The 20,005-nt window shown below is 67.7% G+C and carries 19 protein-coding genes; 8 read left to right on the top strand and 11 right to left on the bottom strand.

Annotated elements, in window-relative coordinates; genetic code table 11:
- Nucleotides 1-68 precede the first annotated feature (68 nt).
- Complete coding sequence (locus AB5I40_RS23290) at nt 69-3,980, top strand: DNA-directed RNA polymerase subunit beta' (RefSeq protein ID WP_370932214.1); 3,912 nt, start codon at nt 69-71, stop codon at nt 3,978-3,980.
- 63 nt (nt 3,981-4,043) lie between these two features.
- Here AB5I40_RS23290 and AB5I40_RS23285 read toward each other — a convergent pair whose 3' ends face one another.
- Genes AB5I40_RS23285 through AB5I40_RS23270 form a run of 4 tightly spaced genes read right to left on the bottom strand, consistent with a single transcriptional unit; the run spans nt 4,044 to nt 6,843 of the window.
- On the bottom strand, nt 4,044-4,853 hold the full coding sequence (locus tag AB5I40_RS23285) for a hypothetical protein (RefSeq protein WP_370932213.1): 810 nt from the start codon (nt 4,851-4,853) through the stop codon (nt 4,044-4,046).
- 3 nt (nt 4,854-4,856) lie between these two features.
- On the bottom strand, nt 4,857-5,918 hold the full coding sequence (locus AB5I40_RS23280; RefSeq protein WP_370932212.1) for a hypothetical protein: 1,062 nt from the start codon (nt 5,916-5,918) through the stop codon (nt 4,857-4,859).
- Between the two features lie 8 nt (nt 5,919-5,926).
- Nucleotides 5,927-6,262 carry a hypothetical protein gene (locus tag AB5I40_RS23275; protein WP_370932211.1) on the bottom strand — a complete coding sequence of 112 codons (336 nt, stop codon included), beginning with the start codon at nt 6,260-6,262 and terminating at the stop codon, nt 5,927-5,929.
- Complete coding sequence (locus AB5I40_RS23270; RefSeq protein WP_370932210.1) at nt 6,262-6,843, bottom strand: YbaB/EbfC family nucleoid-associated protein; 582 nt, start codon at nt 6,841-6,843, stop codon at nt 6,262-6,264. Before AB5I40_RS23270 ends, AB5I40_RS23275 begins: the two co-directional genes overlap by 1 nt.
- A 199-nt stretch (nt 6,844-7,042) precedes the next feature.
- Here AB5I40_RS23270 and AB5I40_RS23265 point away from each other — a divergent pair, with 199 nt between their 5' ends.
- Nucleotides 7,043-7,681 (top strand): zinc ribbon domain-containing protein, encoded by a 639-nt coding sequence (locus AB5I40_RS23265; RefSeq protein WP_370932209.1) that lies wholly within the window; start codon nt 7,043-7,045, stop codon nt 7,679-7,681.
- A 4-nt stretch (nt 7,682-7,685) separates the two neighbouring features.
- On the opposite strand, the gene AB5I40_RS23260 is transcribed toward AB5I40_RS23265, so the two are convergent.
- From AB5I40_RS23260 to AB5I40_RS23235, 6 genes are all read right to left on the bottom strand, one after another.
- Entirely contained in the window at nt 7,686-9,188 is a 1,503-nt protein-coding gene (locus AB5I40_RS23260) for a hypothetical protein (RefSeq protein ID WP_370932208.1), read from the bottom strand.
- Nucleotides 9,189-9,197: 9 nt separating this feature from the next.
- Nucleotides 9,198-9,365 (bottom strand): hypothetical protein, encoded by a 168-nt coding sequence (locus tag AB5I40_RS23255; protein WP_370932207.1) that lies wholly within the window; start codon nt 9,363-9,365, stop codon nt 9,198-9,200.
- A 90-nt stretch (nt 9,366-9,455) separates the two neighbouring features.
- Complete coding sequence (locus AB5I40_RS23250) at nt 9,456-10,934, bottom strand: hypothetical protein (protein ID WP_370932206.1); 1,479 nt, start codon at nt 10,932-10,934, stop codon at nt 9,456-9,458.
- A gap of 132 nt (nt 10,935-11,066) precedes the next feature.
- Nucleotides 11,067-12,230, bottom strand: a complete 1,164-nt coding sequence (locus AB5I40_RS23245; protein ID WP_370932205.1) for a hypothetical protein — start codon at nt 12,228-12,230, stop codon at nt 11,067-11,069.
- 13 nt (nt 12,231-12,243) lie between these two features.
- Entirely contained in the window at nt 12,244-12,579 is a 336-nt protein-coding gene (locus AB5I40_RS23240; protein ID WP_370932204.1) for a hypothetical protein, read from the bottom strand.
- Nucleotides 12,576-13,157, bottom strand: coding sequence for a YbaB/EbfC family nucleoid-associated protein (locus tag AB5I40_RS23235; protein ID WP_370932203.1), 582 nt, complete (start codon nt 13,155-13,157; stop codon nt 12,576-12,578). The genes AB5I40_RS23240 and AB5I40_RS23235 overlap by 4 nt, the downstream gene beginning before the upstream one ends.
- A 630-nt stretch (nt 13,158-13,787) precedes the next feature.
- Between AB5I40_RS23235 and AB5I40_RS23230 the strand changes: the two genes are divergently transcribed.
- The 5 genes from AB5I40_RS23230 (at nt 13,788) to AB5I40_RS23210 (ending at nt 18,755) form a co-directional block, all read left to right on the top strand.
- Nucleotides 13,788-15,650 carry a hypothetical protein gene (locus tag AB5I40_RS23230; protein WP_370932202.1) on the top strand — a complete coding sequence of 621 codons (1,863 nt, stop codon included), beginning with the start codon at nt 13,788-13,790 and terminating at the stop codon, nt 15,648-15,650.
- Between the two features lie 60 nt (nt 15,651-15,710).
- A complete protein-coding gene (locus AB5I40_RS23225) occupies nt 15,711-17,471 on the top strand; it encodes a hypothetical protein (RefSeq protein ID WP_370932201.1) in 1,761 nt (586 codons plus the stop codon).
- A 32-nt stretch (nt 17,472-17,503) separates the two neighbouring features.
- Nucleotides 17,504-17,941 carry a hypothetical protein gene (locus AB5I40_RS23220; RefSeq protein ID WP_370932200.1) on the top strand — a complete coding sequence of 146 codons (438 nt, stop codon included), beginning with the start codon at nt 17,504-17,506 and terminating at the stop codon, nt 17,939-17,941.
- Nucleotides 17,942-17,959: 18 nt separating this feature from the next.
- Nucleotides 17,960-18,193: a hypothetical protein gene (locus AB5I40_RS23215; RefSeq protein ID WP_182894656.1), complete on the top strand. Its 234-nt coding sequence runs from the start codon at nt 17,960-17,962 to the stop codon at nt 18,191-18,193.
- Nucleotides 18,194-18,263: 70 nt separating this feature from the next.
- Entirely contained in the window at nt 18,264-18,755 is a 492-nt protein-coding gene (locus AB5I40_RS23210) for an MmpS family transport accessory protein (protein WP_370932199.1), read from the top strand.
- Here the strand turns inward: AB5I40_RS23210 and AB5I40_RS23205 are convergent.
- Nucleotides 18,748-19,227, bottom strand: a complete 480-nt coding sequence (locus tag AB5I40_RS23205) for a GNAT family N-acetyltransferase (protein WP_370932198.1) — start codon at nt 19,225-19,227, stop codon at nt 18,748-18,750. The genes AB5I40_RS23210 and AB5I40_RS23205 overlap by 8 nt on opposite strands.
- A gap of 83 nt (nt 19,228-19,310) precedes the next feature.
- Between AB5I40_RS23205 and AB5I40_RS23200 the strand changes: the two genes are divergently transcribed.
- Entirely contained in the window at nt 19,311-19,463 is a 153-nt protein-coding gene (locus AB5I40_RS23200; protein ID WP_344270092.1) for a hypothetical protein, read from the top strand.
- Nucleotides 19,464-20,005: the final 542 nt, after the last annotated feature.

Genomic DNA, 20,005 nt, shown 5'->3' with positions numbered 1-20,005 from the left:
GCCTCCCGCGGATCCCGGCTCCACCGCCGACCCCTCTCTAGCCGAAACAACCCCAAGGGGACTTAGACGTGCTGGACGTCAACTTCTTCGATGAGCTCCGGATTGGTCTCGCCACCGCCGACGACATCCGTCAGTGGTCCTTCGGCGAGGTCAAGAAGCCGGAGACCATCAACTACCGGACCCTCAAGCCGGAGAAGGACGGGCTCTTCTGCGAGAAGATCTTCGGTCCGACCCGGGACTGGGAGTGCTACTGCGGCAAGTACAAGCGCGTCCGGTTCAAGGGCATCATCTGCGAGCGCTGCGGCGTCGAGGTCACTCGCGCCAAGGTGCGCCGTGAGCGGATGGGCCACATCGAGCTGGCCGCGCCGGTCACCCACATCTGGTACTTCAAGGGCGTTCCGTCGCGCCTTGGCTACCTGCTGGACCTGGCGCCCAAGGACCTCGAGAAGATCATCTACTTCGCGGCTTACGTCATCACCGGCGTGAACACCGAGCTGCGGCACAACGACCTGCCGACCCTCGAGAACGAGATCGGCGTCGAGCGCAAGAACCTCGAGACGAAGCGCGACGCCGACATCGAGGCCCGCGCGCAGAAGCTGGAAGCCGACCTGGCCGAGCTGGAGGCTGAGGGCGCGAAGTCCGACGTGCGCCGCAAGGTCAAGGAGGGCGGCGAGCGCGAGATGCGCCAGCTGCGCGACCGCGCCGGCCGCGAGCTGGACCGGCTCGAGGAGGTCTGGACGACCTTCACGAAGCTCGAGCCGCGTCAGCTGATCGCCGACGAGCTGCTCTACCGCGAGCTGATCGACCGGTACGGCGAGTACTTCACCGGCGGCATGGGCGCCGAGGCGATCCAGAAGCTGGCGACCGAGTTCGACGTCGCCGCGGAGGCCGACAGCCTGCGCGACACCATCCGCAACGGCAAGGGGCAGAAGAAGCTCCGCGCGCTGAAGCGGCTCAAGGTCGTCGCCGCGTTCCAGGCGACCGGCAACGACCCGCGCGGCATGGTGCTCGACGCCGTCCCGGTCATCCCGCCGGACCTGCGCCCGATGGTGCAGCTCGACGGTGGCCGTTTCGCCACGTCGGACCTGAACGACCTGTACCGCCGCGTGATCAACCGCAACAACCGGTTGAAGCGGCTGATCGACCTCGGCGCGCCCGAGATCATCGTCAACAACGAGAAGCGGATGCTGCAGGAGGCCGTCGACGCGCTGTTCGACAACGGCCGCCGCGGCCGTCCGGTCACCGGCCCGGGCAACCGGCCGCTGAAGTCGCTGTCCGACTTGCTGAAGGGCAAGCAGGGCCGGTTCCGTCAGAACCTGCTGGGCAAGCGTGTTGACTACTCGGGCCGTTCGGTCATCATCGTCGGCCCGCAGCTGAAGCTGCACCAGTGCGGTCTGCCGAAGGACATGGCGCTCGAGCTGTTCAAGCCGTTCGTCATGAAGCGGCTGGTCGACCTGAACCACGCGCAGAACATCAAGTCCGCCAAGCGGATGGTGGAGCGCTCGCGGCCGCAGGTGTGGGACGTGCTCGAAGAGGTCATCACCGGCCACCCGGTGATGCTGAACCGTGCGCCGACCCTGCACCGGCTGGGCATCCAGGCCTTCGAACCGCAGCTGGTCGAGGGCAAGGCGATCCAGCTGCACCCGCTGGTCTGCGAAGCGTTCAACGCGGACTTCGACGGTGACCAGATGGCGGTGCACCTGCCGCTGTCGGCCGAGGCGCAGGCCGAGGCCCGGATCCTGATGCTGTCGGCGAACAACATCCTGTCGCCGGCCTCAGGCCGTCCGCTCGCCATGCCGCGACTGGACATGGTCACCGGTCTGTTCCACCTGACCCGGCTGAACGAGAACGCCGAGGGCGCGGGCAACGCGTACTCCTCGCCCGCCGAGGCGATCATGGCGTTCGACCGCAAGGCGCTGAGCCTGCACGCCCCGGTCAAGATCCGCGTCACCGACCGTCAGCCCGCGAAGGCCGACGAGGCGCGTCTCGCGGAGGCGGGCTGGGAGCCGGGCAAGGCGTGGCTGGCCGAGACGACGCTGGGCCGCGTGCTGTTCAACGACCTGCTGCCGGCGGACTACCCGTTCATCAACGAGCCGATGCCGAAGAAGCGGCAGGCGGCCATCGTGAACGACCTCGCCGAGCGGTACTCGATGACGCAGGTCGCGCAGACGCTGGACAAGCTCAAGGACGCCGGTTTCTACTGGGCGACCCGCTCGGGCGTCACGGTCGCGATCTCGGACGTGCTGACCCCGGTCGGCAAGAAGGCCATTCTCGACGAGTACGAGGGCAAGGCCGACCAGGTCGAGAAGCGGTACCAGCGCGGTCAGCTGTCCCACGCCGAGCGCAACAACGAGCTCGTCAAGGTGTGGACGCAGGCGACCGAAGAGGTCCACAAGATCATGGAGACGGCGCTGCCGGACGACAACCCGATCGCCATGATCGTGAAGTCGGGCGCCGCCGGTAACATGACGCAGGTCCGTTCGCTGGCCGGTATGCGTGGTCTGGTGTCGAACCCGAAGGGTGAGTACATCCCGCGCCCGATCAAGGCGAACTTCCGTGAAGGCCTGTCGGTGGCGGAGTACTTCATCGCCACGCACGGTGCGCGGAAGGGTCTGGCGGACACCGCGCTGCGTACCGCTGACTCGGGTTACCTGACCCGTCGTCTGGTGGACGTTTCGCAGGACGTCATCGTCCGCGAGGTCGACTGCGGCACCACGCGCGGCATCATGATGCCGATCGGCGAGGACCTCGGCGACGGCAAGGTCGTGCGCGACCAGCACGTGGAGACCTCCGTGTACGCGCGGAACCTCGCGACGGACGCGGTGGACGCCAAGGGCAACGTCGTGCTGAACGCGGGCGACGACATCGGCGACCCGGCGCTGGACAAGCTGATCTCCAGCGGCATCACCAAGGTGAAGGTCCGCTCGGTGCTGACCTGCGAGTCGGCGGTCGGCGTGTGCGCGACCTGCTACGGCCGTTCGATGGCGACGGGCGAGCTCGTCGACGTCGGCGAGGCGGTCGGCATTGTCGCCGCCCAGTCGATCGGTGAGCCGGGCACGCAGCTGACGATGCGTACGTTCCACCAGGGTGGTGTCGCCGGTGACGACATCACGACCGGTCTGCCCCGTGTCACCGAGCTTTTCGAGGCTCGCGTGCCGAAGGGCAAGGCTCCGATCGCGGACGTCGACGGCCGCGTGCGGATCGAGGAGAGCGAGCGGTTCTGGAAGATCACCCTGATCCCGGACGACGGGTCGGAGGAGATCGTCTTCGACAAGCTGTCCAAGCGGCAGCGGCTCGCGAACACCCCGAACGGCCCGCTGGGCGACGGCGACCACGTCAACGTCGGCCAGCAGCTGCTCGAGGGCACGCCGGACCCGCACGAGGTCCTGCGCGTCATGGGCCCGCGCGAAGCGCAGATGCACCTCACGGACGAGGTCCAGAAGGTGTACCGGGCGCAGGGTGTGTCGATCCACGACAAGCACATCGAGGTCATCGTGCGGCAGATGCTGCGCCGCGTGACGATCATCGACTCCGGTGCCACGGACTTCCTGCCGGGCGAACTGCCCGAGCGGACGAAGTTCGAGGCGACGAACCGGGCCGCGGTCGCCGAGGGCGGCGAGCCGGCATCGGGGCGTCCGGTGCTGATGGGCATCACGAAGGCGTCGCTGACCACGGACTCGTGGCTGTCGGCGGCCTCGTTCCAGGAGACCACGCGAGTCCTGACCGACGCGGCCATCAACGGCCGCTCGGACAAGCTCGTCGGCCTCAAGGAGAACGTCATCATCGGTAAGCTCATCCCGGCCGGTACGGGCATCAACAAGTACCGGAACATCCAGGTGCAGCCGACCGAGGAGGCGCGGGTCGCGGCGTACGCGATCCCGTCCTACGACGACGGTTACTACACCCCGGACGTGTTCGGTTCGGGCACCGGCGCCGCGGTTCCGCTGGACGACTACGACTTCGGTCGCGACTTCCGCTGATCCCGCTCCGCTTGAACGAAACGCCCCCGGTCCTCGTGACCGGGGGCGTTTTCGTTTGTGTGCTCAGACCGCGGCGGGCACGTTGATCCGGTCGAGGAAGCCGGCGACCAGGTCGATTCTGGCGACCAGGGTCGCCGGGTCGATCTCGTCCCGGTATACCGCGTAGCACCACCCGCGATCGAGGCCGATGAGGTCCGGAAGCAGCTCGTGGTTGCCGCGCAGCCAGTCCATGGTCTCCGGGGAGGTGACCTGGGCCGAGAGGTCCTGATCGCTGGCGTATCCGGTGAACTCGTTCTCGGACGACGTGAATTGCTCCCAGCGGGCGGCCGAGGGCGAGGTTCGCGCCTCCGCTTCGAACAGCCTTTGCTGGTAGTTGAAATACGCCATGGTCCGCCCGAACATCCGCACCGGATCGGTCGGGTACGCCTTGGCGATCTTCATGCTCGGCGTCGGCCCGACCTTGGTTTCGATGGTGTACTCGTAGATCCTTCTGGTGCTGTTGGCCCCGACCCGGAGCGTGCACCAGTACGCGCTGACCCGGAACTGCCGGTCCCGCCGCGGCAGGTCAGCCGCGAACTCGACGGTCGGAGGACTGCTGGGGAAGCTCATGCCCTCCGAGATGGTCTTCGGCCGGTACAGCTCGCCAAGAGGCTTCCGGCGCTGCGCGGACCGGGGCCGCCCGTATTTCAGATCGGCGACCATGGATCCGCCCAGTTCCTCGGGCACCGCGTGCAATGCGGCCAGCCAGGCTTGCTTCGCTCGCTTCTTCTTCAGATGCCAGCGAAAGCCGAGAACACTCGGGAGCACGACCAGTACCAGGACTCCGACGATCGGTCCGAGCCACACCCAAGTGTCGTGCAGTGCGCGAGCCACGCCTCAGAACTCCAGATCTTTTGTGGTCTCGTCTTTCGAAGTTCCGTCCCCGGTCGCCGCGTACTCGACGGCCTTGCGCGCGTTCTCCAGGTGTCCCAACGGTTTCCCTGGCTTGACTGGCAGGTCGGGATCGTTCTTGTCGTGGCTTCGGAGCCCGACCTGCGACCGTGCCTCGTCCAGCAGCTTCCCGCCGACGGTTTTCCCGAAACCGTCGGCGGCCCGCTTGGCGGTGGTCTTGCCGCCTTCCATGGCCATCTTGGCCACCTCGTCCTTGGCCGCCTTGAAGAACGTCTGGAACCGGGCGATCAAGTCCTTGATCATGTCGAGCAGCTTCTGCAGCTTGCTGACCTGCTTCGTCGCCTTGCCCGCGGTAGACGCCGCGCGCACCCCGGTCGCCGTGCCCGCCGCCGCGGTGGATGCTCCGAACGACGGGACCGCGGCGGCCAATGCCGGGATCCAGATCATGATCAGCCAGGTGATCAGCTCGGTCAGCAATGCCTTGATGAAGTCCTCGATGACGGTCATCGCCATGCTGCACACCTGCAGCATCGTCGCGATGTCGCCGGCCTGGTCGGCGGTGCCGGTGATCCCGGTCGAGAACTTGGCCAGCTTCTCCGCCGCGGTTTCGGCCGCGCCGCCTTCCCACTGCGAGAGCGAGCTCTTCGCCTGCTCGCTGAACTGGTGCGCGAACTGCTCCAGCCCGCGCCCGATCGCCGTGAAGTTCTCGGCCGCTTTGGACAGCGCCGGCCCGTCGCCGCTGACGAAGTGGATCGCGTCCTGGAGCGGGTCGCAGACGGCCAGCAGGAAGTTCAGTCCCTGGCCGACCAGCCAGCCGATTGGGTCGGTGCTGATGCTCATCGCGGTCTCCGCGCACGACTGGACGAAGTTGGTCGTCTCGGAAACCACCCCGCTCAGCCCGGTCGCGGTGTCGCCTGCCTTGATCGCGTCGCTGGTGCCCGCGTCGTAGATCTTCACCGCGCCGCCCACCACCGGCAGCGCGTTGACGATCTTCTTGCCGGTGCTGTCCTCCGGCTTGATCTCGATCTTGCCCAACGGATCAGACATCCCGCCCCCTACTTCTGTCCGCTGCCGAGGTTGTCGATCTTGCCCATGACGTCTTTCCAGCTGCGGCAGTGATCCTCTTCGGTCTGGTCGTAGAACTGGCCGGCACGGTTGATCTTGTCGGAGGCGGACTGCAGGCCGGTTTCCATCGCGGCCAGCAGGTCTTTCAGGTCGTCGACCATGCTCGTGTACTTGCTCTTGACGAAGATGCCGACGACGCCCCAGGACTCGTCGCCGACGTCGGCCTGGGACACCTTGCCCTTGACCCCGGCGACCGCGGTCTTGTTGCCCGCTAGCTGGCGGGAGTAGTCGTAGAGCTTCGCCGTCTGCACCTGGTAGCCGGCCATCAGCGGTGGTCCTCGTCGTCGAACAGGTTTTTCAGGAAGTCGTCCCCGGCGGACCCGGCCGAGGACGGCGGAGGCGGCGGGGGAGGGGTCTTCTCCTCGGGGTCGGCGAGCAGTTCCCTCTCGGAGTAGTCCTCGTGCTGTTCCTCCTCGACGCTCCGCTGCGGCGCGGGCGCGCCCCGTTCCATCGCGGCGCGCAATTCCTCGACGTCGGTGCCCAGCAGTTCGGCCTGGGTTTCCAGCACCTGCTCGGTGAGCTGCATGGAGTTGCCCGTGTGCTGGTCCACCAGCACGGCCTGCTGCCGCGCGGACTCGGCGACCGCCTGGTGCAGGGTCGCCATCACCATCCCGGACAACTCCGCCCCGCCGCGGCGCAGCGCGGCATCGGTGACCTGGATGTCCTTGATCGACCCGCCCGGACCGGCGACCACGGTGACCGACCGGTCGGGCGACGTCGCGGTCGCTTCGAGCGCGCTCAGTTCCTCCTGCATCTGGGCGATGCCGGAGAACTGCTCGTCCACCCGGCGCAGCCTCGATTGGAACCGGTCGAACTCCGCGACCAGCCGGTCGAACTCGTCGGACATGCCGTCTCCCCACCCCGTGTTTGAATGCCTGCTGTTATGGCCCAATCCGGCATTTTACGGACGGTATCCGACTAAACACGGCAAAACCGCAAAAAACGCCCTGACGTGCGGCCCTCGGGCACGGTCGCGGTGCGTAGCGGGTCCGGAGACGGTACTTGTACGGTCGTGGGTTTCCTCCGGCTGCCTTAAATTCGCGCGCGTGGCTGATGTCGTGCCGTTCACGGACAACTTCTCGGATCTCTCCAACGCGCAGGGGTACCAGTTCGAGTTCCGTTGCGAGCGCTGCGGAAACGGGTACCGCTCGGCGTTCCAGCGGGACGCGATGGAAACCGGACGCAGCATGCTGCGCGCGGTGGGCTCTTTCTTCGGCGGGACGCTGCAGCAGTTGAGCAGCTCCGCGGACCAGTGGAAATACGACCGCGCGACGAACTCGTCAGCGAAGGACCGCGCACTGACCGCGGCGGTCGAGGAGATCACCCCGCGCTTCCGGCAGTGCCGCGGCTGCAGCGACTGGATGTGCGCGGATCAGTGCTGGAACGAGGAAATCGGCCAGTGCCTGCGCTGTTCGCCCATCGTGGCGGAGGAGATCTCGCGCGCGCAGGCGGCGGCGCAGCGGGACCAGATCTGGGACCAGGCGCGCGAGAAGAACTGGACCAAGGACCTGGATCTGGGCACTCGCGCGAAACTCACCTGTCCTGATTGCGGCCTGAAGGTGAACGGCGGGAAGTTCTGCACGGGGTGCGGGAGTTCGCTGGCCCCGACTGTCCATTGTGGAGAGTGCGGGAAGGAATCCAAGGCGGGTGCGGTGTTCTGCGCGGATTGCGGACACCGGCTCTGAGTGGTCAGACCTTGGCGAGGGTTTCGCGCTGCTTGCGCACCCGGCGGGGGACGCTCGGGAAGTAAGTGCGTTTGATCAGCAGGAGCCCCGGAACAAGCCAGATCAACGCGCCGAGCAGATCGACGGCCGCGAACGCCGAGCCGACCTGATATCCCGGATGTCCCCAGAACGGGCCGACCGCGATGTCGACGACGGCACCGCGCGCTGGAAGGTCATTCTGCGACCAGTCGGCGGTGATTTCGCGCGTACTGCCGTCGTGCTCGTAGGTTCCGTCGACCTCGGCCCGGTCCGCGGTACAGGACATGCCGCCGCTCGTGGTTGCGCAATGGCGGGTGCCGCCTTCGCTGACCCGCGAGACGGTCGCTTGCACCTGCGGTGCCAGCCTGGTCAGCACGGCGATCGAATTGCCCGCAGGTCCCACGCCGATGCCGATCAGGGCGAGCGCGATGAGAGTCCGCGCGGTCAGCGAAACCGAGGTGACCGGTTGCCGGTCCCGGGCGTCGCGCCTGCGGTTGAGCGGGGTGCGGATGAACCCGCCGCGCTTGCCGATCCACGCGTCGTAGCGGGTGTCGGCACTGGTCGCGGCCGAGCGGAATCGCCGGTCGCCAGCCCACTTCTCCCAGATCGCCGAGGGAACGACCGCGGCGAGCATCGCGAGCTTGCGGGAGTTGTCGAACATCCGGTCTTCGGTCAGCCCGCCGGTGTCGGTGGTCCAGATCGCGTCCTCGCGGAACGCGACCTGGTGGACCCGGAACCACCGGTCGTTCAGAATCAGTTCGCGGACCTCGCCGGTCAGCATCTCCCGCGCGAATTCCGGATCCGAGGTGTAGACGGAGAACCGGCGGTCGAATTCTGGGTCGACCTCGAATTCGTGCAGAGTGGTGTCCGGCCGCAACCAGCTGAACTGGTTGCGGTTGATCCGCATGTCTTCCAGCGGAGTGAAATGGTCCGGGGCGAAGGCTTTGGTCTTCGGCGAGACGGTCAGCGCGGGCACATTCGGGATGCGCAGTTCCACGACCGAGCAGATCGAGCCGAGCGCTTCGGCCAGCTTCGACTTCCGGCGGAAATTCTCGTCCCGGTAAGGAGATTCGGTCGAATACTCGATCCCGAGCAGCCGGTGCCCGTGGTGAGTGAACTCGACGGTGGCCCGGCTCGGCCAGGGATCGGGATGGTCCCGCGGGACGGAGAGCCCGTGGCGAGGCAGGAAGCCGAAGCTGGGTTCGCCGGTCGAGTCGACGCGGGTGACCCAGCGCTGCTGATGCCAGCCCCGCCAGGCGAGCAGCGCGGTGACGACCAGCGGCACGCCGTACCAAGCCAGCGGATGTACGGCCACGCCGGCGGAGAACCAATGCAGCGTCGTGAGGGACACCGTAATCCCGCAGAGCGTATGGAACACCGCCGCGAGGACCGCGCTGCGACGCTCGGCCCAGGCGGCGATCCAGAGCAGAGCGAGGGCCAGTGCGTAGCCGCCGAACAAATACCCAGGGACAATCAGCTCGTCCGTCACGCGGCGACCCTACATGTCGAGATTTTCGCGGGTGTCTTCTTCGGAATGCGGTCCCGCCTTGTCGGTGGCTTCCTCTGACTTGTGGACGTCGCGGGAATTGCTGATCGTCTTGTCGGCCGCGTCGTAGATGCCCTTGCCCACGTACGCCGAGCCCTTCTTGAAGTCGGCCGGGTTCACTGGCCCCGACTGTCTATTGTGGATAGTTCGGGAAGGAATCCAAGGCTGGTGCGGTGTCCTGCGCGGAGTGCGGGCACCGGGTCTGAGCGGTCAGACCGCGGCTACCGGTTCACGCGTCTTCCGGAGCCGCCGCGACGCCCTTGGCCAGTAGGTCGCTTTCACGATGAGTAGACCGAACAGCAAGGGGAAAGCGCATACGAAGATGACTCCCTGAGCGGCGCTGGAGCTCTCGAAGATCGGGCTCCACCACAACGGCCCGAGCTGAACCTTGACGACGTCGCCGACCTCCGGCATTTCCTCGGACCACCGGGTGGTCGAGGTGTAGGCGGAGCCGTCGAACACATAGGTGCCGCGAACCCGGGCGGCGGAGCCCCCGGTGCACTTTCCCGAGCTTCCGCGGCAGACCGGCGCGGCGCCTCGGTCGATCCAGGTCACTTTCAGCTCGACCTCGGTGCCTTGGCCGTTCATGACGAGAATCGAATTTCCGATCGCCAGCATGGCGGCGAGCAGCATGACCGCCGCGACCAGCGAGCGCATCGCGAGCGACGTGGACGTCACCGGCTGCCGGTCCCGCGCTTCCCGGCGGCGGTTCAGCTTGGTCCGGATCAGTCCGCCTCGAGCGCCGTACCACAGGTCGTAGCTGGTTTCGGCGCGTGCGGTCACCCGCCGGAAGCCGGTCGCCGCGGAGCTGGTCCACGGGCCGGAGGGCAGTTGAACGGCAAGCATGGCGAGCCGCCTCCCGTTGCCCAAGACCCGTTCTTCGGTCAGCCCGCCCGCTTCCGCGGTCCACATCGCGTCGTGGTCGAACACGACCTCGTGCACCCGGAACCACAGGTCGGTCATGATCATCTCGCGGACCTCGCCGGTGAGCACCTGGCGGGCGAACTCCGGGTCGCTCGTGGTCACCTCGAACCGCCGGTCGAAGTCCGGATCCAGTTCGAACGCCGTCAGCGCCGCGGAGGGTTTCGGCGAACCGGCCTGGTTGCGGGTGATCTTGGCGTCTTCCAGCGGGGTGAACAGTTCCGGCTCGAAGGCCTTGGTCCGCGGGCTGATCACCAGGGTCGGCCCGGCGGGGATCCGCAGCTCCACGAGGGTGTAGATCCCGTCGACCTGATTGGCGACCGAATCGAGCACGCCGTCGGGCGTACCGGAGGAATACTCGACGCCCAGCAGCCGGTGCCCTTGGTGCTCGAACTCCGCGATGCCGCGGGTCCTCGGACGATCGGGTTCGGTGATCGCGACGGTGCGGCCCTGCCGGGGAAGAACCCCGAAAGTCGGCTCCCCGACGGCGCCCAGCCGCCGGATCCAGAACCGTTGCCGGAAAATCCGCCAGAGCGCGAACCCGGCCATCGCGAGCGGGATGCATACCCAGCCGATGGCCGGCCCGCTGCTCTCGGTCCCGGCGGTCAGCCAGTACAGCGTCGTCCCGAACAGCGCGGCGACGCTGAGTGCTTCGCAGATGGCGGTCTTGACCACGCTGCGGCTCTCGAACCGGCCGGCGAGCAGCAGCAGGAGCAGCGTCAGGACGTATCCGCCGACGATGTACCAGGGTTCGAGCAGTGCTGCCATTTTCGCGGCTCCTGTGGGCTGCTCTTCGGCACCCGGGTGAAGAGGTCTTGTGCTGTGGCAGGGCGAGGGTAGTACGCGCCGAACAGGCCCGCTGTCGCGTGCGAGGCAGGACCGAGGCCTCGGCGCGGCCGGTCAGATGTCCAGGTCGTCCTTGGTTTCTTCGACGCTCTGACCGTTGCCGGGATGATCCCCTTTCAGGTTCGTGATCGCCTTGTCCGTCGCCTTGTACGCCGATTTGGTGGTGTAAGCCGAACCCTTGGACAAGTCGCCCGGTGCGACACCGGTGGTCGCCTTGACGGTCTCGTCGAAAAACTTGCGCGGGACGCTGGTGAAGACGTCCTTCGCGGCTTCGCTGTACGCGGCGCCCTGTGCGTTCAGTCCCTTGGCGAAAGCGCCGGTGATCGCCTTCTCCTGGCCGGGGGTCATGCCGACCTTGCCCGCCTTGGTGAGCTTCGAGCCCTGCTTGACCAGGTCGTCGCTCCACTTCATGAGGAAGCCCATGAATTTGTCGAGCAGCTTGCCGAGCTTCCCGAGGTGTTTGGTGATCTTGCCGATCGCGCTCGCCGCCTTCGCGACGGACGCGGCCATCGCACCCGCGACAGACGAGCCGAGGCTCACGATCGACGCCGCCAGCGCGGGCAGCCAGATGTAGATGAGCCAGCTGACCAGTTCCGAGATGATCGCCTTGACGACCTCCTCGATGACGGTCATGACCATCGACCACATCTTCAGGGTGTCGGAGACAGAGCTGGCGGCCGAGCCGATGCCGTTGATGCCCTGCGCGAACTCGGCCAAGGCCTTCTTGGCCGCCTCTCCGCCCTCGCCTTCCCAGTCCTTGAGGGCCTCGTCGCCGGTCTTGACGAAATCGTCGGCCAGCTTCACGAAACCCGTGCCGATCGCGACGAAGTCCCCTGCCGCCTTCTCCAGCGCGGGACCGTCGCCGGTCACGAAGTGCAACGCGTCGTTGAGTGGCTGGATCAGGTCCAGCAGCATGTTCAGGCCGTTGCTGACCAGCCAGCCCACCGGGTCGAGCGCGAAGCTCGCCATGTCCATCGTCGCCCCGGCGACGAAACCCGCTCCGTCCTGAAGCAGTTGGCCACTCGCTGCGGCGACGTCGCCGACACTGTCGGCTTTGGAGAACTTGTCGTAGGCGTTGGAGATGGTGCTGACGCCTTTGCCGACGAACGGGGTGTGCGCCGTGGCCTCTTTGGTCTCGTGCAGTTTGCGCTCGAACGCGTTTTCGCCGCGGTGGTCGTCGTGGAGCTTCACCCCGTCGGCGATGCTGTCCTGTCCCATGGTTTCCCCCTGCTCAGCGCGGCCCGTCGATCTTCGTCTCGAATTTGCCGAACTTCATGACGGTGTCTTGTTCGTGGCCGTCGTAGATCTCAGCGGCCTTGCTGACCTTGCCTTGGAAGGATTCGACGCCGCTCTTGAGAAGTTCGAGCAGCTCCTTCAGATCGTCGAGCTTGCTTGTGTAGGTCTGCTTGACTGCCAGCCCGATCAGTCCCCAGGACTTGTCGGTCACGTCGGCGTGGTTGATGAGGTCGCCGAACTTTCCCGCCTCGCCCTTGTACCGGTCGAGTCCGGTGGAGTACTTGGCAAGGGCGGCGGTGTCGACCTTGTGGCCGCCGTTCGTCGGGCTCATCGGTGCCCCTCTTCGTCGTCGAACAAGTTCTTGAGGAACTGGTCGCCCGCCGAAGCCGACGGCGGCGCCGGCGGAGGTGCCGGAGTCGCCCGGTTGTCGTCGCGAAGCAGATCGTTGTTCGCGAAGTCCTCGTCGTCCCGGGCCGGTGCTGCCTGCCGCGGCTGCTCCTCCGGCAGATTGGACTCCAGTTCTTCGACAGTGGTTCCCAAGCCGGCTGCCTGAGCTTCCAGGACCTGATCGGACACGTTCAACCCGAAGGCCGTGCCCACGTGCTCGTCGACGATCCCGGCCTGCTTGCGAGCGGATTCGGCGACGGCCTGGTGCAGGGTCGCCAGGATCGAGGTCGCCAGCTGGTCGGGCTGTTGCCGGAGCGCGTCCGGGGTGAGCCGGAGGTCTTTGATCGATCCGCTCGGGCCCGCGACGACGGTGACCGCACGATCCGGCGACATCACTTCGGCCTCGAGCGCGTTCAGCTCCTCCTGCATGTCGCCGACTTTCGCGAACTGCGCTTCGGCCTGCTTGAGCTTCGACTGGAACTTGTCGAACTCGGCGACGAGTCGTTCCATCTCTGCCGACATCGGCGGTCACCCCTTCCCCTGGTCCGTCACGTGCTGTGCGGATTATGCCGCTTCTGTCAGGTTCGCGCCGCAGGGTCAGCGAATCCGGCATGGGTGATTCATCGCGGGGTCGGGACGAAAGTTCCCGGGATTTGGTCACGAAAAGGTAACGAACATATCGGGCGAACAGCCCCTCCCCGGACGCCGAACCGCCGAACATACTGTGGGCCGAACGGAGCATCGCAGGTCAGCGCCGCGGCCCCGGCCGGTCGTGCGGCGAGGGGCGGGCAACTCGGCCCAGTTCGTGGGATATTCACCCCTTCGGTCGACGTTCCCACGATTGATCACCGCATTGACAGTGCGTGCGGTTCGCCAGAGTATTTCGCGCATGTCCTTTCCGGTTGCCCTGGTGTGGCGTCTGCACGTGGATCTGCGCCAGCAGGCCAGTGCGCTGTGTAGGGATTCCTGACCCTTTCTCCCGGCCGCGTCCGGCTGGCTGATTTCTCTTGCCCCGCAACGGGTTTGCCTGACCCGAGGGGATGAACGCTTTCTCTGTTCGGAGTGGGTTTCGCGCGGGTTTCGTGCTGCCCGCAGAACGGGGAAAGAAGTGCCTTCGCGGGCGCTTCACGGGAACACAAACAGGGAGACACAATGCGATTCAGCTCCTCCTCGGGCGCCCCGCCCCGATGGCGGAAAGCGCTGACCGTCGCCGGCGCGGTCGCGCTCGCGATCGGTGCGGTGACCTACACCGGGTCGACCACCAGCGCTTACGCCGACGTTCAGGTGGTCACCGACGCCAAAACCGCGTCCGACGGCAAGCAGTACTGGGTGCAGAACCACCTGGTCAGCAAAGACCTTGCCGCGCAAGCGCGTTCCGCCGACGGCACGCCGAAGAAGTGGCTGCTGGTCTGGGCCGGCGACGAGAACATCGCCGACACCGCGGTGAAGGACGTCAAAAACCTGCCGGGTTCGCTCGGCGGCGGCCTCGGCAAAGTCAAGAATGCCTTGCCTGGCCCCGATTTCCTCGCGGTGATCGACGCGACGCAGGGCTCGCCGACGTACGGCAAGGTGGTGAACACCGCGACCGTCGGGCCGCTCGTCGAGAACGAGCCGCACCACATGCAGTACGTGTGGCACAAGGGCGACACGATTTACGCTGGCGCGTTGTTCGCCGCGGCGACGTACGCGTTTGACGTAAGTGCGTTGCCACAGTTGAAACTCAAGGGCATCAGCTTGCCGACGCAGACGCTCGGCGGGTCTGTGCCGGACGCGTACTGGGTGCTGAAGGACGGCACCGCCTACGGCACGTACATGGGCGGTCCGGTCGTGCCCGGTCCGTACGCGTACCAGGACGGCTCCACGCAGATCGGCAACGGTTTCGCCGGCAGCCCGGGCGAGGTCGTGCACTTCGACCAGAACGCGCAGGTGCTGTCGCAGAATCCGGCGGCGACCCCGCAGGGCGACAACGCGAAGCTGTGCGACAACCTGCCACAGTTGGGCAAACCGTCCTGCGCGAACCCGCACGGCGTTCAGGCGCGCGAGGATCTCAACACCCTCGTCACCAGTGACTACGCCGAACCGCGCAACATCATTCTCGACCCGGTGAAGCAGCCGTCGCCGTATCTGCGCCGGCCGACGATCCGCACCTGGGACATCTCCGACCGCAATCACCCGAAGCTGAAGGCGGTGTCCTACCTGCAAGACGGCCCGCGGGCGAACCCGGCGGATCCGCTGCACTCGGAAAGCCGCGCGGTCATGGAGACCACGGTGACGAACAAGCCCGGCCACAAGGGCGCGTTCGCCGAGACGATGCAGGGCGGCGCGATCTTCTACACGCCGGACATCACGGCGAAGGATCCGCACTGGATCGAGGTCTTCGACGACGGCACCGCGGGCAAGCCGATCTACTCGCAGAACGACTCGAACGGCGCGAGCTCCAACGGCGGCTGGCTGCAGACCAGCCCGGACGACCGGTTCCTGTACCACGCGGTGCAGGGCAGGCAGAAGGGCGCGCTCGGCCCGGACGACCCCGGCACCACCGGCGGCGTGTACGTGCTCGACATCCAGAAGCTGGTCGCGGCCGGCGACAAGGTCGAGGACATCAAGGGCCGCGTCGACACCAAGGAGAAGGCGCAGCAGGGCGGCGGGGGAGACCTGCCGACCGTCGTCGGTTCCGCGCCGATTAACCCGGGTGTTCCCGGGGCGGGCCCGCACTGGGGCGCGTACGACAACTTCGCGCTCGGCCAGGACGGTCTCTACCACGAAACCGAGCAGCCGCAGCACATCGCGGTGTCGAACTACTTCGTCGCCCGGTCCGGTTTGGACGGTGACCACAAGGTCAACCTGCTGAACCTCTCGCCGGACGGGAAGCTCGCGGTCGATCAGAACTTCCGCGACGAGTTCACCGGGCAGGTCGGCCTCAACTTCAACCGGAAGTCGTGGCCGCACGGGGACTTCGGCAACGCCAAGCCGCACTCCGAGCTGTTCGTGGTCGCCGACCAGAACGTGAAGTAACTCCTCCCCGGCGCGCGGGCGCCCGTCCGCGCGCCGGGATCTTCTCCCCGGAAGGTCTCCATGGATCACCACGTCACTCCGGTCGCCACCGGATCGTCCGGTGTGGACAGTGCCGCGCTGGTGCTGCGGTTGATATTGCTGCTGGCGACGGCATTCCTCGCCGGTACCGGGATTCTGCGCCCGCTCGTCGGCCCGCTGCCGCGCAAGCTGTGGATCACCACCGGCGCGCTGGGCGTCGGTTCGGCGGTGCTGGCCGCGGTGTCGGCGGCGACGGTCGACGTCAACCTCGTCGCGCTGATCGTCCACGTTGTGCTCGCGCTGGCGGTGCCGGTGCTGCTGCGGTGGCCCTCGGCGGGCCGTTGGGCTTCGCTCGCGCTTGTCGTGCTCGTGGTGCTGGAGACCTCCGTCGATGGCTCGGGGATCTCCTTCGCTATCGACACCGTGTACGTCGCTGCGGCCGCGCTGTGGTTCGGCGTGACGCTGCTGTCGGCTTGGGTGCCGGTGGAGCAGTGGCGCTCGACGCCGTTGCGCGTCGGTCCGCTGTCGGTGAGTCTCGCCGGACTGTTGACGCTCGCAGGCGTCGTGCAACTCGGCGTCTCTGGGGTCGCTTTCGACCGACGGCTGTACGAAACGCTCTTCGGTATCTCGCTGATCGTGGTGGTCCTGCTGCCTGCGGCGGTGACCGTCGTGTCGGCAATCTTGTTGTCTCGCAACGCTTCCATTCGCGGCTACCGCTACGGCGTCGCCGGTGTCGCACTCGGTTTCGTCGCGTGGAGCGCGCTTGCCGCGGTGCCGCAGCCAGCCCCGCTGCCCGTGCCCGGGGTGCCGGTGCTGGCCGACGCGACAGTCGGCGGCGCGACCGTGCCGGTGCTGGTCAGTCCGCACCGGCCCGGGCGCAATCTCGTGCACTTCCCTTCGAGTGCGGGGACGGACCTGTCCGCTGGCGTCGAGGGCGGGATCGTGACCACCGCGGCGGCGCGGGCCGGTGCGGAAGGCAGCTGGGCCGAGGTCGAGCTTCCGGCCGGACGCAGCACTCTCGTGGTGCGCAAGGGCGACGCGACCACCACGGTCGACGTCGACGCGGGCACCGAGACGGGTCCGGCGGTTTCGGACGCCGACGCGCCGGAATGCGCGGAAGCCGCACTCGGCGGCCTGGTGGCGCAGAAACGCGACGTGCTCACCAGTTGTCCTTCGGCCGCGTTGTCACCGGAGGACCGTGGTTCGCTGGTGAAGCTGGTCGAGTTTCTCGCCTCGCGAAAGCCGTCGGCGATCACACTGGTCGAAGACAAATCGCCGCGTGGGGTGCAAGCCGCGCAGCTCGTCCGCGAGACCGCCGCGCGCGTCGGTCTGCCGGTGCGCCCGGACGCGGCGGCCGACACCGCGCTGGTGGTCGTCTCCGGCTGGAGCGACGGATACCTCGCGATGAGCCGCGCCGCCGAATCGCAGCGGCTCAAACCGACCCACCAGTTCGGCCTGTACCTCGCGCCGTGGCTGCTCAACGGGCCCATCGTCAACACCGTCGCCAGCGCGGCCATGCCGCTGCGCTTCGACCCGCGCGACCAGCTCGCGGTGAGCTACGCGGTGGCCGTCGGCAACAGCTTCGGCGGGGAAAGCCCGTCGCTGGGCGGTTTCCGGACCTGGCTCGGTCCACAGTGGACAGCGGTGAACGGCGAGGTGCAGCTGTTCGCGGCCGCGCAGGTCAACGCGATGCCGATGTACCCCGGCGAACCGCACGCGCCCGGCATGCAGGCCGCGCGCGACTACGCCGGGCAGTGGATCCCCGACGGAACCATCGTCCCGATCAGCGGCGCGCTCCGCTGACCCGAAAAACCCCGAAGAAAGGAAAACCCCTGATGAAACGCATTGCCGCCCGGATCCTGCTGCCGCTCGCCGCGGCCGGGGCGTTCGCCGGATTCGCTGGGGGAGCGGCCAACGCCGCCACCCCGGAGACGTCCGCCGCCGCTCAGCCCGCCGCTGGCCTGCCTTCGTTGCCGACGGGCGGCCTGCCCTCGCTCCCGACCGGCGGCCTGCCTTCGTTGCCGACTGGCGGTTTGCCGTCCTTGCCGACGGGCGGCCTCCCGTCCCTCCCGGCCGGCGGCCTGCCCTCGCTGCCTTCCGTGCCGAACCTGCCCACCCCGGGCCTGCCCGGCGTCCCCGGCGCACCGAGCGGCGGCGGCCCGTCGGTCTGGGTCGTCCCCGGCCTCGACGCGGGCAGCCTCCTCGGCCCGACCACCCAAGCCCCGGCCCAGCTCCTCGCGCCGGTGTTCAACGCCATCACCGCCGTTTCCTGACCACAGAAGGAGAAAGCCATGAAGAAGACCGTCGTCCGAGCCGTAGCCGCCACCGCGCTCGCCGGAGCCGCCGTGCTCGGCGCCGCCGCGCCCGCGCTGGCCGCGACTCAGGACCAGCCCGGTGTCACCGTCGTCGACGAGCCGGACACGTCGAACCTGAACAACATCTGGACGTTCGCGCCGCTGGGCGTCCCGGTGCTCGGCCTGATCCAGTCGCTGAACGGCGTCCCCGGCCGGATCCTGCCCGGCTGACCCCGTCTCCGCCGGTGGTTCCCCTCGTCCCCGGGAACCACCGGCGGCTCCCGGCGAAAGAACGAGGAACATGGACAGACAGCTGATCGGCAGGCTCGCGATCGCGGGCATCGCGGTGGCCGCCGTCGCCGCGACCGTGGTGATCCTCGGCGCCGGCGACGCTCCAACGCCCGCTCCGGCCGCGATATCCGCGCCGACCGCCGAAGTGCCGCAGCGCGCCCCAGACCGCACCATCACCCGCACCCTGGCCCCGACGACGTCCACCGCGCCAGTCGCGCCCGCGCCGTCCAACTGGCAGATCACTTACGAACTCGCTGGCTCCGGCACCGCCACCGTGGTCTACGACGACAACGGCCTCGGCCTGGTGCACCAGGAGCTGTCGGTGCCGTTGCCCTGGAGCAAGACCCTGACCTGGCCGAAGACCGCCGTCGCGCCGACTGTGCAGCTGATGGGCCAGTCGAGCGGCGCGGTCGAATGCCGGATCTCGGTGAACGGCGTGCTGGCTCGGTCCGCGAAAGCCGCGGACGGTGAGGTGGCCAACTGTGCGGGACGGCTCAGCTGAGATCCTTGGCGAACCAGTGCTCGGCGTACTGGTCGTCGTTGAAGGCCTCGACCTCGGCGTAGCCCATCGACGCGTAGAGCGCGCGTGCTTCGACCAGGTCGTCGCGGGTGTCCAGCCGCATCCGGGTCGAGCCCAGCCGCTTCGCCGCTTCTTCAGCCGCCGCGACGATCAGCTTGCCGCCGCCGTGCCCGCGATGCTCCGGGCGCACGTACACCTTCGTCAACGCGCTCAGCCCGGGCTCGACCACCCGGACGCCGACACAACCGGCTGGCTTCCCCTCGCGATAAGCCAAAAGGAACGCCCCGGTCGGCGCGACGAGGCCGTCGCTGGGCTCGTCGGCGAGCGCCGCGTCCACCTCGGCGGGCGTCGCCGGGCGGCCGTAGTACCGCGACGCCAGCTCGTCCATGTACTCGCGCAGGATCGCCGCCGCGTCGGGGTGTTCGGCCGGGAATTCGCTGATCTTCCAGTCCACGTCCCTCATCTTGGGGAGTCCGTCCACCGATTTCCCCGGCAGGTACCGTGCAGAACGGCAGGGGAACCGAACGAGGAGGCGACATGGACGGCAGCGAGAAGGTCGACCAGCCGGGGGACAAGAAGACCGGCGGCAGCCATGCCGCGCCGGAGGGGGCTGGAGTGCACCCGCTGATCGATCTGTCGCGCGACCCCAACCCGGGCAAGCCCGACCACGCGAAGCCCGACGAGGACTGACCCGCGGCCCGGCCCGGCGGGTGCACACCGCCGGGCCGGGTTTCGCGGCCGCGCCCCGGTGAGGCGATCGTCACCCCGGGACGCGAGTCCATTGTGGAACAGCCGGCGGCTCTTCTCCTTGCCGCCGAAGAATTTCTCTCACGTTCTTAACGCCGCCGCGAACCGCCCTGACGGCCTTTCCCGGCAGCGGGGCGCGGTGTCGGCGGTGCGCAGGGGTCTTGCCGCCGATGGGCCTGGCGCACGCCGGGAGCGCGATGCCGAAGGTCCGTGAGGGGAACCCTGAGGAACTCTGATTCCCTCAGGGTTCCCCTCACGTACTTTTCGCGGCAACGGAGCCACACCGCCCGTCTCGCCAGGCTGTGCTCCGCGTCCCCTGGCCAGCACGCCACAACGAACCCCCCACACGCCGCGCCGCTGAGAACACCCCAATGTGGCATTGGGTGCATCTGACGCACCGAACGCCGCATTGGGTGCGCTGAACGCACCGAACGCCACATTGGGGCGCGGGAAGCCGCGGGGTCCGGCGCGCGTCCATTCATTGG

The sequence above is a fragment of the Amycolatopsis sp. cg13 genome, from assembly GCF_041346965.1.
GTDB lineage: Bacteria > Actinomycetota > Actinomycetes > Mycobacteriales > Pseudonocardiaceae > Amycolatopsis.
Note: the sequence above shows the minus strand (reverse complement) of the source record. Positions and strands in the feature narration are given on the sequence as shown.

Excerpts from the sequence above, each read along its gene's own strand:
- AB5I40_RS23280 (WP_370932212.1), bottom strand. The coding sequence starts at position 5,918 with ATGTCTGATCCGTTGGGCAAGATCGAGATCAAGCCGGAGGACAGCACC.
- AB5I40_RS23275 (WP_370932211.1), bottom strand. The coding sequence starts at position 6,262 with ATGGCCGGCTACCAGGTGCAGACGGCGAAGCTCTACGACTACTCCCGC.
- AB5I40_RS23270 (WP_370932210.1), bottom strand. The coding sequence starts at position 6,843 with ATGTCCGACGAGTTCGACCGGCTGGTCGCGGAGTTCGACCGGTTCCAA.
- AB5I40_RS23250 (WP_370932206.1), bottom strand. The coding sequence starts at position 10,934 with ATGGCAGCACTGCTCGAACCCTGGTACATCGTCGGCGGATACGTCCTG.
- AB5I40_RS23245 (WP_370932205.1), bottom strand. The coding sequence starts at position 12,230 with ATGGGACAGGACAGCATCGCCGACGGGGTGAAGCTCCACGACGACCAC.
- AB5I40_RS23240 (WP_370932204.1), bottom strand. The coding sequence starts at position 12,579 with ATGAGCCCGACGAACGGCGGCCACAAGGTCGACACCGCCGCCCTTGCC.
- AB5I40_RS23235 (WP_370932203.1), bottom strand. The coding sequence starts at position 13,157 with ATGTCGGCAGAGATGGAACGACTCGTCGCCGAGTTCGACAAGTTCCAG.
- AB5I40_RS23230 (WP_370932202.1), top strand. The coding sequence starts at position 13,788 with ATGCGATTCAGCTCCTCCTCGGGCGCCCCGCCCCGATGGCGGAAAGCG.
- AB5I40_RS23225 (WP_370932201.1), top strand. The coding sequence starts at position 15,711 with ATGGATCACCACGTCACTCCGGTCGCCACCGGATCGTCCGGTGTGGAC.
- AB5I40_RS23220 (WP_370932200.1), top strand. The coding sequence starts at position 17,504 with ATGAAACGCATTGCCGCCCGGATCCTGCTGCCGCTCGCCGCGGCCGGG.
- AB5I40_RS23215 (WP_182894656.1), top strand. The coding sequence starts at position 17,960 with ATGAAGAAGACCGTCGTCCGAGCCGTAGCCGCCACCGCGCTCGCCGGA.
- AB5I40_RS23210 (WP_370932199.1), top strand. The coding sequence starts at position 18,264 with ATGGACAGACAGCTGATCGGCAGGCTCGCGATCGCGGGCATCGCGGTG.
- AB5I40_RS23200 (WP_344270092.1), top strand. The coding sequence starts at position 19,311 with ATGGACGGCAGCGAGAAGGTCGACCAGCCGGGGGACAAGAAGACCGGC.